This window comes from Amycolatopsis sp. NPDC102389 (genome assembly GCF_044765885.1).
Taxonomy (GTDB): Bacteria; Actinomycetota; Actinomycetes; order Mycobacteriales; family Pseudonocardiaceae; genus Amycolatopsis.
Genome location: NZ_JBIWKX010000008.1, coordinates 30,101 through 43,211 on the forward strand (window position 1 = coordinate 30,101; position 13,111 = coordinate 43,211).

Here is a 13,111-nt window from a genome sequence, read left to right on the forward strand (position 1 = left end):
CCGGTTCGATACATCAAGTCACTATCGACAACGGTAGTCACTTTCATTAGTCCTAGGCAACCGGCACCCCGGGGCCGCCCACTTGCCAGCCCTTCGACCCAATCCCTTTGCATGCCAAGGGACGCTGACCCAAACAAGCAGGTCAAGGTCGTCGAGAGTAGCTGAGGTTAGGCTAGCCTTTGCTCAACCCTGGTGGCAGTTGATCACTCATCCGGCCCAGCAAATAGGAACTTTCAGGCAGATCTTCAAGACTCAAGGACACGGTCGCCGGAGCCGCTGACCAAAGTCAGCCGAGCTCAGCCGACCGCAGCACCCAGGTGGTCTCGGCGAACGGCTGGTTCAGCCACGGCCGGATCTCCCAACCCCCTGGGAGCCTGGGGATCTGCTTCCCCGACGGTCGTCCGAGATCTCGGTCACTCCAGCGTGGACGATCATGCACCTCGACCGGCCGAGCGTCCCACAAGCGCCGATACCCATATAGTGCGCAGCGCGCGGACCAAACCGTGGCCGAAACACACGCCGGCCAGATCGCCCGCACTCTCACCCCGGTCAGCGGGCGCGCCGAGCGCATGGCCGGAGCCATGCCGGCCGTGTCCTCGGCGTGGAACGGAGACAGGGAATGACAGCCGACTCGTCGGGACCATGCCGGGCTTCGAAGGCTGCTTCACGACTCCACACCAGCTTCGCACCGTAACTGAGGATCACCATCCGGTTCGTACTCATCAGTGAATCCACACCGATTGCGTCCGGCCAACACGCCAATGATCCGACTTCTCCTGATTCTGATCACGCACAGCACAACGGCATGATGCCTCCAGACGAGATCGGTGCGCAGGCGGGTACTAACGGTGGCTACCTATTTCCGACCGATAGTGCACGCCACTACGGTACAGATTGAAATTGATCACTACCGCCGAAGAAGGGCGTCAAATGCGTCAAGCTGAACACCTTTCACATAAGCTTCCGTATGCTCATAGTGTCGCGAGGAGTAGTGCGTGTTCCCCGATGTTGTCGTACTTGGTCTCGAGCATGCGCCCGCCGTGACTGCCGGACAGTCCCGCCACGCGCCGCGCCGCAGCCCGGACCGATGGCGCCCACCTGCTCCCCGACATGCAGGTCGCACTCAGGAGCGCCACCTGTTCAGGCGCCTCTGGCGAAAGGGAACTGCCGATCCCGGAACCCACGCCTTCGGACCGGAAGCGCCCCGACGACCGTGAGCGGCGTGACGCCGGACGAACTTGCCGCTTTTCACCACTACCCCTCAGACAAGGAACGCGATGTCCCGGTACGAATGGGAAGTCGACCACCCCGGAATTGAAATGATCCGCACCAAGAGCGAACCGGAACGCGATAAGGTAACCACCCACAGAATTTATGACAGCTTCGAGTCACCCTCCGACATCGCTGTCTTCATGGAACACCACGTGTTCGCCGTGTGGGACTTCATGTCTCTGCTGAAAAGCCTGCAACGTCAGTTGACCTGCGTGGAGGTGCCCTGGATTCCACAGGGGCACGCGACCAGCAGGCGACTCATCAATGACATCGTCCTTGTCGAAGAGAGTGATGAGCTGGATTCGGGATTCAGTAGCCATTTCGAGCTCTATCGCGCCGCCATGGCGCAAGCCGGCGCAAACACCCGAGCCATCGACGAGTTCCTCGCGGCCCTTCGGCTCGGGAAAACCGTGCCGGATGCACTGACTATCCCCCGGATTCCAGAGCCATCGGCGAAATTCGTTTCGGCGACCTGGCGGCTCATCACCGAGGCGCCCGTGCATTGCCAAGCCGCCGCATTCGCCTTCGGCCGAGAGGATCTCATTCCGGAAATGTTCGACAAGGTGATCTCAGATGAGCCCGCCGACGACCGCTTCCGCTTGTTCCGCAGCTACCTCGAACGACACATCGAAGTCGACGCCGACGAGCACACCCCGATGGCGATGCAGATGCTCGCCGACCTTTGCGGCGACGACGACGCCAAATGGGACCAGTGCGTCGGCACCGTTCGCTCGGCGATGCGCGCCCGAGCCCGCCTTTGGGACGGCATCGTCCTCGCGATGGAGTCCACCCTGACCGGCGTCCGGTGAACGTAACGCCTGCCCGGACAAGCGTTGCCACAGGAATTCGAAGGGTTCCGGGAGGACAGTGACCCACCGACGAACGGGCAGCGTTCGATGCGCACCCTTGGGATTTCGGCCTGTGTATGGCCTCCTGCGCGGGTAGCTCGATCACGGCTTCGAGACACTTCCGAAACTCACGTCCCTGCCGGGGATCTATCCATAAAGGACCCACAGGTGTGCAGGACGGTGCGGCGTGGGATGAGGAAGCCCCCGACTAGGGCAGCGACTCCCTAACCGATCGACACGGGGGCTTCCTCACTCGCCACTCTCCGGCGCCACACACGGGGCAGTCAAGAGGAAACCGACCCGGCTGCCCATAATGATCAGCGTTTTGCACTGGCACTCCCTCGTGAGAATGTGGTCACCCCAGCCTGCAACTGGCCGTTACTCCACCGGGACGAGGGGCCACCGATTCAGACCGGACCATTGCCGGTGAAGCAACACCGTGCACAGCCGGAAATATCCACCGACGGACCATGGGAGAACGGCAGCGGCCCGCTCTACCAGCCGGGGCCTTCCGGCGGGAGCGGACCGCTGCCCTCCTATCTCCTCCACGTGGCAACCCCGAGTGTGGGTGTGCAGGGGGTTCATGACCGCCACGCAACGACCAACATAACCCAACCGTCAGCGTCAATGTGGGCAGAAAATCATGACAGAAGCACCCTTACCGGCAGCAGCAGATCCCGCGCTATCACTGCGATCAGGTGAGCAGCCCGCTCACCACACCGGACACTGGCCAAAGCCGGAAGCCCGGGCTAGTGTCCTGAGCCGGAAGTTCGTGCGGTGATCCGGCGTGGTGTCGAAGGATCTTGTTTCTTGTTTCGTGCGGTGAAGATGCTGTCGGCCGAGGCCGTGAGCACTTCGCTGACTTCAAGGTAGCCAGGAGGCCTTCATAGCGAGGTTCCGAACCGGCCACGGGAGCCGGCCCCGTCCTGCACCCGCACGGGCAGCACGTTCATCGGCGGCGAACCGATGAACCGCGCGACGAACGCGTTGGCGGGACGGTCGTAGATCTCCTTCGGCTTGCCGTACTGCTGGACCACGCCGTCGTTGAGCACGACGATCCGGGTGCCCAAGGTCATGGCCTCCACCTGGTCGTGTGCGACGTAGACGAAGGACTTGCGCACCCGCCGGTACAGCGCGGCGATCTCGGCGCGCATGGACGTGCGCAGCTTGGCGTCGAGGTTGGACAGCGCTCGTCGAGCAGGTAGTGAAGGCTCCCTTCGTCGTGTCTGATGCGGTGATGAGAGCCTTCGGCCCTGGTCTGCGGTGCGAGCCCGTTCGTCGCGGGGGCGGGTGGAGCGAAGCCGTGACTCGCGTGCTTGGACACGTAACTCGCGTGTTGGGATGCCGCACTCGGGTGCCCAGCGTCCGAACACGCGGGTCAGTGAGGGGTAAGGCAAAGTTGGGAGCGTCGCGAAAGCCACTTTGGCAACGTTCAACGTTGCGAAAGTGGCTTTCGCAACGTCGGGTACAGGGTGCGGTAGCGAGGAGGGGCTTTCGCTACGCCGGTGCCGTCGCTGAAACCCATGGTCGAGATGCGTCGCGAAAGCCACTTTCGCGACGCCTGGGGTCCCGAAAGTGGCTTTCGCGACACGGCCACCCCACGGCCGCGAGCGAATCCCCGCCACCCGACACCTTTGCCTTACCCCTCAATAGGTGTCAGGGATCGGCGCACCAGTAGCCATCGTGCCCAGCCTGGCGGGGTGCTGTCCTCGCACACCGGTAACGAGGCGACCGCCCAGTCGTTCTTCCCACCAGCGGCGCCAGCAGACCACGCACGTGGGTGCCCGGTGATCCAGACAGCAAGATCCTCATCAGTCAACACAAGACCGGCAGACCAAGGACTGTTCCAAGATCGGTGTTTCCCGGCCCGGCACGCCGGGTTGAGGCTCCGCAAGAGTGAGTCCGGGCCGGCGGCGGGAGCAGGCCGCCGCGGTGGCGATGGCGTGGGATACGGCCACCGGTAGCGCCCAGCCGCAACGGGGCGAGACATTAGTCGCTGTCGACTCGTTGTAGCACGGGTCAGGTGTCACGGAACGTGCCGACAGATTCCTGTGCGTGCAGGAATCTGTAGTCATCCCTGCAGAGGGTGCGCAGGCGCAGGCGATAGTGCAGGGTCGAGCTCGGCCAGAGGACCGTTCCGCCCGGCGAGTCGCTCTGGTACCAATTGCGGCACTTGTCGGGCGCCCAGATCGTCCGGGCGAAACGTGTCCGCATCTCGGCCAGGAAGCGGGCGGTCGCGTCGTGGCGCACTGTCAGAGCTCGAGCGCCGGTCGACCGCGTCGTGCGGATGGCTTGAACCACGTAGCGGGCCTGTGCCTCGATGTTCGGCACGACGCTCGTGTACGGCGCGAACCCGTTGGGCCCCCCGACCATGAACATGTTCGGGAAGTCCGGCACCGCGAGCCCGTGGTAGCCGTGTATGCCGCCCCTCCATGCCTCCTTCAGCGATCGGCCGCCGATGCCGGCGATCTCGATCCGGTCGAACGAGCCGGTGAGGTCGAATCCTGTGGCGTAGACGAGAATATCGGTTTGGTGTTCCCCGCCGGCCTCGTCGACGATCCTGTCCTGGCGTACCTCGGCCGGGCTGCCGGACACGACGTGGACGTCCGGCCGGTTCAGCGTCGCGTAGTAGTCGGTGGAGAACAGGACTCGCTTGCAGCCAAGGGGATAATCCGGCGTCACGAGTGCGCGCAGCGACGGGTCCGCGATCTGCTCGGCGATTCGCCGCCGCACGATCGGCTCGGCGACGCGTAGCAGGTCCGGCCGGGTATGGAAGCCGAAGCCGCGTTTCTCCCGTTGCAGGTAGATCCCCAGCCGGTGCAGGGACTGCGCGGCCGGGAGCCACGCGAAAAGCCGTTGCCGCCAGGCCGGGATCGCCGCATCCGCCTTCGGCAGCACCCACGGCGGGGTGCGCTGGAAGATCGTCAGCGACGCGGCACGTTCGGCCAGGTGCGGCACGACCTGGACCCCGGAGGCGCCCACGCCGACGAGCGTCACGTGCTTGCCCGCCAGGTCGACGTCGTTGTTCCAGCACGAGGTATGCCAGGTGCTGCCCCGGAACGTCGCCGCGCCAGGCAACTCCGGAATCCGGGGCATGTGCAGGCCACCGACCCCGAGTACGAGGAACCGGCTGACGTAGGTGGTGCCGTCCGCGGTCTCGACGGTCCACTCCGCCGCGCCCTCGTCCCAGCGCGCGCTCACCGCCCGGATGCCGAAGCGGATCCGCGGCAGCAGCCCGTGCCGCACCGCGACACCGCGAAGGTACCCGAGGATTTCCTCCTGACCGGCGTAAGTCGAGCGCCAGAAAGGATTCTTGGTGTGCGAGTACGAATACAGGTGCGCTTCGACGTCGCAGGCCGCACCTGGATACGTGTTGGACTGCCAGGTGCCGCCGAGATCCGGCGCCTTCTCCAGTACCACGAAATCGATCCCGGCTCGCGCGAGTGCCACAGCCTGACCGATCCCGGACAGCCCGGCGCCGATGATCAGTGCTTCCGTCCGAGTCGTCATCGCGTACCTTCCCTGAGGAACTGGCCGATCTCGGGCCACAATCCGGTCCACACCCGATCTTCGTGTTCGCTGTCGTGTGCCAACCCGGGCACGGTGATCATTTCCGCGGGCAGCTCCGCCTCCCGTACCCTGGCGGCGAGTTCTTCCGACTGTGCGAGGGGCACGACGGAGTCCGCGTCGCCGTGCACGATCAGCAGCGGTGCGCCGAGCGTGCCGACGCCGGCGAGCGGCTGCCGTTCCGGTGCGCCGAAGTAGCGTTCGACGTCGGCCGAGCTGAACCCTGAACCCGGCGGGAGCAGAGTGCCGGGCTGGGCTTGCTCGGCCGCGACCAGCACTGCCGGGTCGTACAGGCCCATCAGCAGTGCCGCGTGCCGCCACAGATCGGGACGGCGTTCCAACGCCAGCAACGCGGTATAGGCACCGCGGCTGGTGCCCACGATGCTGATCCGGGTGCCGTCGATCTCGGGCAGGTCGGCGAGGTACCGCGTAGCCGCGACGACGTCGTCGACGTCTCCGCCGCCCATTTCGGCCCTGGCGGTGAAATCGGGACCGTGCCCTGGCGCGCCGCGCTGGTCGACGGTGAAGACCGCGAACCCGGCGGCGAGCAGTGGCGCGTGCTCGCTGAGGTGCGCGTAGTCACCGTCGGCGTTCAACGCTCCGCCTTCGCCCGCCGTGCACACCACGACGGCCGGATGCGGTCCGGGGTCCGGGGGAACGCTCAGGTGGCCGTAGATCACCAGCCCATCGGCCGAGGTGATCTCGTGCGGCACAGCGGCCGTTTCGGGCCGTGTACGGTCCAGCTCGTCGACGAGAAGCTCGGCGAGCACACCCACGCTGAGGCCGCGCTGCAACCGCACCGCGGGCACCGCGACCCCGAGATGCCTCTGCAGCAGCACCCGTAGCTCGACCGCGGTGAGCGAGTCGACGTCGACCGCCTGCTCTTCGCCGAGCTGCTGTTCGGTGAGGCCCGTGGTCCGCTGCAACAACGGCATGACGAGCGCGGGCAGCATCGACGCGCGGCCGTCAGGGCCGGCCTCCCGCAGCCGCCTCCCCACGGACTCGTCCCCGCTGTCCGCGGCGCCCGCCGGGACCAGGGTCGCAACCGTCGGCAACGCCGCGAGCTGCGGATTCGCACGCGCCCACCGCGGCCAATCGATGTCGGCGACCGACACCTCCGCAGGCCGCGTGTGCAGCAACGCTCCCAGCTCGGCGACCAACCGTGCAGGGGAAATACCACGATGACCGGTGCGGCGAAGGACATCCCCGACGTAGCCGTCACGGCTCACCGCGACTCCGACCTCGTCGATCATTCCCCAGCCGACGCTGGTCGCGGGAAGCCCCTGCGCGCGCCGGTAGCGGGCGAGGCCGTTGAGGAACTCGTTGGCTGTGGCGTACGCGCCCGCGCCGACCGCGCCCAGTTGCGCCGCGACCGATGAAAACAGCACGAAGAAGTCGAGACTGTCGCCGAGAGTTTCGCGGTGCAGATGCCAAGCGCCTTCCGCCTTCGGCCGGGTTGCCGTGAGCAGCCGGTCAGCGTCGGCGTCGGCGAGCACGACGTCGTCGAAATCGGCCGCGGCATGCACGACACCGGCGAGCGGGGGCAGCTGGGCGCGGACGGCCGCGACGAGTGCCCGCACCTGCGCGTGGTCACCGATATCGGCCTTCTCGACCCGCACCTCGACGCCTTCGGCGGTCAAGTCCGTCACCAGCCGACCGGCGACGTCCGTGGTGGCCCCGCCGCGGCCGACGAGCACGAGGTGCCGCGCGCCTTGTTCGGCGAGCCAGCGCGCCACCGTCCGGCCGAGGCCACCGAGACCACCGGTGATGATGTACGTCCGATCCGGCCGGACCGGCGCCTGGGGCATCGACGCCGCCGGCACCAGCACCTCCTCATCGGCCATGCGCAGCACGATCTTCCCTCGGTGTTCGGGGCTCGCCATGGCCCGGAAGGCCTCGGCGGCGTCCTTCGCCGGCCACTCGGCGACCGGCAACGGCGCGATCACCTTCTGCTCGCAGAGTTCCGCGACCGCCCGCATGCAATCCCGGACGTCGCCAGGGCGCAGGGCCATCATCTGGTCGTAGTCGAAGGAGTGGAACGACAGCGCCCGCCGGGTCGAGGCAAGCCGCACCGCGTGGTCCGCGACGTCTCCCGGTTTGCCCAGCTCGACGAACCTCCCGAAGGTGCTCAGCGCACGGAGGCTGTGGTCGATCATGCTGCCGGGCAACGAGTTCAGCACCACATCGACGCCGGCGCCACCGGTCCAGTCCAGGATGTCGTCCGCGAACGACGACGACCGTGAATCGGCGACGTGCGCAAAGCCCTCCTGTCGCAGGAAATCGCGCCGCTGTGCACTGCCCGCGGTGACGAATACCTCCGCGCCGAGCCACTTCGCGATCCGCGCCGCCATCAGCCCGACGCCCCCAGCGGCGGAATGGATGAGCACCCGCTCCCCGTCACGGAGGTCCGCGAGCCGGACGAGCGACAGGTGCGCGGTGACCACGGGCAGCAGCGACGCGGCCTCGGCGGCGGACAACGCTGCGGGTTTCTTGACCACGCGTACCGCGTCGAGCGTCACGTACGAGACGAACAGGTCCCGGCTGTGCGCGAACACTTCATCTCCGATTTCGAGATCGGTCACGCCGTCGCCCACCGCCACGACCGTTCCCGCGCATTCGAGTCCGAGCGACTCGCCGGAATGGCTGCCTTCGATCGCGTAAGACGAGATCAGCCCGGTGTGCTTGAGGACATCCTTGAAATTGAGTCCCACATGGGACACCTGGAGCTCGACCTCGCCGGGACCGGGCGGCCGGCGGGTGGTGGCGAGGAAACCGAGTTCACCACCGGACGACTCCAGCCGCACCGGCGTGACGTCGGTGCTGGTGCGGAGGTGGTCGAGTTCCGAGCCGTCCTCGGCCGGTTTCAACCGCCGCACATACCGGCCGTCGGGGTGGAGCGAGACCTCGTCGCCTCCGTCGTGCAGGATTTCGGCAAGCAGCGCCTCCCCGGACATACCCGGTGCGAGATCCACCAACCGGCATCGCAGCTCCGGCCGTTCCGCGGCGACGACGCGGCCGAAGCCCCACAACGAAGCCGCCGGCGGGTTCACTGTGGAGACGCCTTGTGCACCCGTGGTCACGAGGAACAACGGCACGGCAGGCAGTTCCTGCACGAGCCGCAACGGTGCGGCGATCGGTGCGCACGCGGCCTCGGCGTCGAAGCTGTCCACGTAAACCACGCCGCGGCAGGCCGAAGCCGCCGCGAGCACCCGATCGAGCCAGTCGTCACCGGCCGGATCCACGGCGAGGACGCCTGCCCCGGCTGCGGCGAGGTCCCGGACGAGCCCGGCTGCCGCGGCCGACGCTCCGATGACGATCCACCGGCCGTCCAGCTGCCGCTCGGACGCCTCCGGTAGCGGTTCCGGCTGCCACACGTGCCCGTAGACCAGCGCCGACGGCTCGTCCGCCGCTTCCGCGAGCCGCCTGGCTTGCAGCCCCCTCACCTCGGCGACGACTTCACCGTCGTCGGTCACCAGGGACAGATCGCACTCGATCCGGCCAGGCCCCGCGGCGGTCCGTCCCCGGCCGTGCACCCACAGCCGGGTGGCCGGGCAGCGGAAGAACCACAGCGCATCGATCCTGGCCGGCACATAGGTGCCGGATTCCACGCCATCGCCGAGCATCAGCGCACCGGCGATCACCGCCTGTAGCGCCGCGTCGAGCACCACGGGGTGCAGCCGGTGGCCCGTCTGCTCGGCGGTGTCCAGCCGCAGTTCGGCGAACACCTCACGGCTCTCCTGCCGCCACCACAGCCGCTCTACGGCACGAAACGCCGGACCGTAGTTCAGCCCGGTACCGCCGAGGCGTGCATACACCTCTTCATGCCCGAGCTCCGGCAGTCCTTCAGCCAGGCCCGCGAGTATTCCGGTACGACGTTCCGGCAGCCGCGCCTTGGCGAAGTGGCCGCGGCGCAGCTCGGCGTGCAACGTCCACACAGGATCGTCGGGCTGGGTGCGGCTGTGCAGCGTGAGCAGCTGACGTGCCGGGTCGAATCCTGCACGCAGCGTCGGGATCGACGAGGGCGCCAGCACGAGCGGCCGGTGGAACACGACGTCTTCGAGCAGACACGGCTCGTCGTCCGGGAAGGCGGCCAGCGCGGCTTCCAGATAACCGGAGCCGGGGAACACCACGGACTCGCCGATCCGGTGATCATCGAGGTAGGACAGCGCCGAGGTCGACAGCTCGATGTCGTGGACCGGCGTGACCCCGGCGACCGGCTGTCCGCCGAGCAAAAGGTCGGTGGTGCCCAGCCGCTTTTGCCGCGACGCCACCGATTCCAGCCAGTGCCGTTCCCGCTGCCACGGATACCGCGGCAGATCGAGGTGCTCACGCGGCCCCGGATGCACCCGGTCCCATGCCGGATCGGCGCCGGCGGCATACCGCTGACCGAGCGCGGTGAGCAAGTACTCGCGCTGTTGTTCGCCGCGGCGCAACGACGCCAGGCGAATGATGTCGTCGGACCGGTCGGCCAGCGCCTCGTCGATCGCGGACGCGAGCACCGGATGCGGCCCGATCTCCAGCACGGCACCGGGAGCCCGGGTGAGCACGCGCCGGAACGCGTCGGCGAACAGGACCGGCTCGCGGACGTTGCGCCACCAGTGACCCGCATCGAGTTCCGGGCCCTCGACCTGGTCACCGGTCACCGTCGAGAAAAGCGGGACTTCCGCGCGGCGCGGGCGAATCTCCCGCAACGCGGCGAGCAGCGGTTCGCGGATCTCCTCCATCTGGTGGCTGTGGTACGCCACCTCGACGCGGAGCGGTTTCACCGATGCTCCCGCGTCTGTCAGCTCCCGGCTCACCGCTGCCAAGGCGTCGTGGTCGCCGGCGAGCGTTGTCGCGTACGTGCTGTTGACCGCGGCGACCGCGACGCCATCCCGCAGATACGCGGCAACCTCGTCCGCGGGCAGGTCCACGGCCGCCATCGCGCCGCGGCCGGCAAGGCGTGACTGAAGGTTCGCACGGTGGAAGCTGATGGTGAGGGCGTCTTCGAGCGTGTACACGCCCGCCGCATAAGCGGCAGCGACCTCGCCGACACTGTGGCCCACGACGAAGTCCGGCTCGATTCCCCACTCCCGCCACAACGCGGTGAGCCCGGCCTGCACCACGAAATTCGCGACCTGCGCGTACAGAGTTTCGGTCAGCCGTGACTCGGCTTCGTCGCGGTCGAGCTCGTCCGCGACGCACACCCCGAATTTCGCCAGCACCTTGTCGCAAGCCGTGACAACCTCGGCGAAACGCCGCTCCGTCGCCAGGAGCTCACGGCCCATACCCCACCACTGCGGGCCCATTCCGGTGTACACGAAGGCATTTCCCGGCCGCGTCGTCCGCCTCGGCTCAACGGTCAGTTCCCGTAGCTTGGCTGCCGCCTCCGCCGCGTCCCCGGCCACCACGAACGTCCGCAGTGGATGGTGCTCACGCTGCCGCGATGCCGCCCTGGCAACCCGCCACAGGGAAGGGCTTCCCGGACTTTCCAGCGCCGTCGCGTAGGAATCCACCAACGCACGCAAGGCTTCCGGGCTTCGCGCCGACAGCGGCACGAGAACCGGCCCGGCCTCCTCCTCGGTCACCGCGACCGGCTCGGATCCCGTCCACTGCTCCAGGATGGCGTGTGCGTTCGTCCCGCCGAAGCCGAACGAGTTCACCCCGGCCCGGCGCGGGCCCGCTGACTCCGGGAACGGCATCATCTCCGTCGGCACCCTCAGCGGAAGCCGGTCGAACGGGATCTTCGGATTAGGCCGTTCGAAATGCAGGTTGGGCGGGATCAGCCCCTTGCCGAGGCACAGCACCGCCTTGATCACCCCGGCGATACCCGCCGCCGCCTCTGTGTGCCCGAAGTTCGATTTGACCGATCCGATCCAGTGCGTACGCGACGAATCACCCAGGACCTCACCGATCGCGGTGGCCTCGATCGGATCACCCACCGCGGTACCGGTGCCGTGGGCTTCGAAGTACCCGACGGACGCGGGCTCGACGTCCCCGGCTTGGCAGGCCCGCTCGATCAGCGCGCGCTGGGCATCCACACTGGGCACCGTGATCCCCGGCGTGCGGCCATCCTGGTTCACCGCCGTGCCACGCACGACCGCGTGGATGCGGTCACCGTCACGCACCGCCGCGGGCAACGGCTTCAGAAGAAGGACACCCGCGCCCTCGCCACGGGCGTAGCCATTGGCCCGGTGGTCGAACGACTTGCATCGGGCATCCGACGAAAGGAATTGCCCTTTGGACATCAGAACCGTGGTGACCGGATTGACCATCACGTTCACCCCGGCGGCCACCGCGAGGTCGCAGTCCCCGCGGGCGAGCGCGCCCACCGCGTGGTGCAGCGCGACGAGCGACGACGAGCACGCCGTGTCGAGAGTCAACGCCGGGCCGCGCCAGTCGAACGCATACGACAATCGCGCGGCCAGCATCGTCATGCTCACGCCGGTGGGCGTGGCCGAGCCGACGAGATGCCGGTTCGAGTCGGTGAGCTGCAGCGTCGCCGCGTCGAAGGTGAACCCACCGACGTAGACGCCGACGTTGCCGGCCACGGTCGACTTCGGCGGGATTCCGGCGTTCTCCAGCGATTCCCAGGTGACCTCCAGCAGCAGCCGCTGCTGCGGATCCAGCGCGGCCGCCTCGCGTGGCGACATCCCGAAGAAGCCCGCGTCGAATTCGTCGACCGGATTCCGCAGGAATCCACCCTGCCGCACGTACATCCGGCCCGGCGCAGCCGGATCCGCGTCGTAGTGGTCATCAATCCGCCACCGGCCGGCCGGGATATCACCGATCGCGTCGGTCCCGGACGCGATCAGCTCCCAGAAACTCGGCATATCCTCGATCCCGCCCGGAAAACGGCAGGCTATCCCGACGATAGCGACCGGCGTGCCGGTCCATTCCGCAACCCCTGTCGCCATCAATGCGCCTCCCAGACTGAACTCCCGCGCTTTCCAAGCAAGCGCAATTCTGGCCCGCCAAAGCCGATGACGAGAACAGACCGTGTCGAATCTGCTGCCGACTGTGCGCGAAGAGGCAGGCCCGTGACCCAGCCAGATGTTCTCTTACGAAGTGGTGGGCGGACTGCGGACAATGAGGACGCGCTCGGGAAGCCGCGCCGCCCCATGTTCGGCGCCCCGGCGGCGGCGCTCGCCGACGACGGAGAGCCCGAAGTGACGTCTCGTGCGCTGGAAGACCTGCGGCATCGCAACATGGTCCAGCCCGCCCCGCGTGCCACCGGCGCACCCCGCTACCGGGTGCACGATCTTCAGCGCGCGTTCGCGGTCGAGAACTGGTCAAAGTCAGCCGGCGCCGGCCAGGGGACAACATCCTCGGCCGGGTCATTCGCGAGTATGGCGACGCGGTCACCGACGAGGAACTGATCGGGATCGGAAACCTGCTTGTCGTCGCTGGCCATGAGACCACCGCGAACATGCTGGGCATCGGCA

6 protein-coding genes are annotated in these 13,111 nt (G+C 67.5%); 1 reads left to right on the forward strand and 5 read right to left on the reverse strand.

The features are described 5' to 3' along the window. The first annotated feature begins 1,277 nt into the window (after positions 1-1,277). Positions 1,278-2,081: a DUF3050 domain-containing protein gene (locus tag ACIRGA_RS09750; protein ID WP_400938746.1), complete on the forward strand. Its 804-nt coding sequence runs from the start codon at positions 1,278-1,280 to the stop codon at positions 2,079-2,081. A 923-nt stretch (positions 2,082-3,004) separates the two neighbouring features. Here ACIRGA_RS09750 and ACIRGA_RS09755 read toward each other — a convergent pair. From ACIRGA_RS09755 to ACIRGA_RS09775, 5 genes are all read right to left on the reverse strand, one after another. Next, positions 3,005-3,274, reverse strand: a complete 270-nt coding sequence (locus ACIRGA_RS09755; RefSeq protein ID WP_400938749.1) for a hypothetical protein — start codon at positions 3,272-3,274, stop codon at positions 3,005-3,007. Between the two features lie 865 nt (positions 3,275-4,139). Next, on the reverse strand, positions 4,140-5,630 hold the full coding sequence (locus tag ACIRGA_RS09760) for a flavin-containing monooxygenase (protein WP_400938751.1): 1,491 nt from the start codon (positions 5,628-5,630) through the stop codon (positions 4,140-4,142). Continuing rightward, positions 5,627-12,583 carry an SDR family NAD(P)-dependent oxidoreductase gene (locus tag ACIRGA_RS09765; protein ID WP_400938753.1) on the reverse strand — a complete coding sequence of 2,319 codons (6,957 nt, stop codon included), beginning with the start codon at positions 12,581-12,583 and terminating at the stop codon, positions 5,627-5,629. Before ACIRGA_RS09765 ends, ACIRGA_RS09760 begins: the two co-directional genes overlap by 4 nt. Positions 12,584-12,727: 144 nt before the next feature. Beyond that, positions 12,728-12,868, reverse strand: coding sequence for a hypothetical protein (locus ACIRGA_RS09770; protein WP_400938755.1), 141 nt, complete (start codon positions 12,866-12,868; stop codon positions 12,728-12,730). A gap of 62 nt (positions 12,869-12,930) precedes the next feature. Then, positions 12,931-13,080, reverse strand: coding sequence for a hypothetical protein (locus ACIRGA_RS09775; protein ID WP_400938758.1), 150 nt, complete (start codon positions 13,078-13,080; stop codon positions 12,931-12,933). Between the last annotated feature and the right edge of the window lie 31 nt (positions 13,081-13,111).

Bases quoted from the DNA above. Each gene is read 5' to 3' on its own strand.
- ACIRGA_RS09750 (WP_400938746.1), top strand. From the start codon at position 1,278: ATGTCCCGGTACGAATGGGAAGTCGACCACCCCGGAATTGAAATGATC.
- ACIRGA_RS09755 (WP_400938749.1), bottom strand. From the start codon at position 3,274: ATGCGCGCCGAGATCGCCGCGCTGTACCGGCGGGTGCGCAAGTCCTTC.
- ACIRGA_RS09760 (WP_400938751.1), bottom strand. From the start codon at position 5,630: ATGACGACTCGGACGGAAGCACTGATCATCGGCGCCGGGCTGTCCGGG.
- ACIRGA_RS09765 (WP_400938753.1), bottom strand. From the start codon at position 12,583: ATGGCGACAGGGGTTGCGGAATGGACCGGCACGCCGGTCGCTATCGTC.
- ACIRGA_RS09770 (WP_400938755.1), bottom strand. From the start codon at position 12,868: ATGCCGCAGGTCTTCCAGCGCACGAGACGTCACTTCGGGCTCTCCGTC.
- ACIRGA_RS09775 (WP_400938758.1), bottom strand. From the start codon at position 13,080: ATGGCCAGCGACGACAAGCAGGTTTCCGATCCCGATCAGTTCCTCGTC.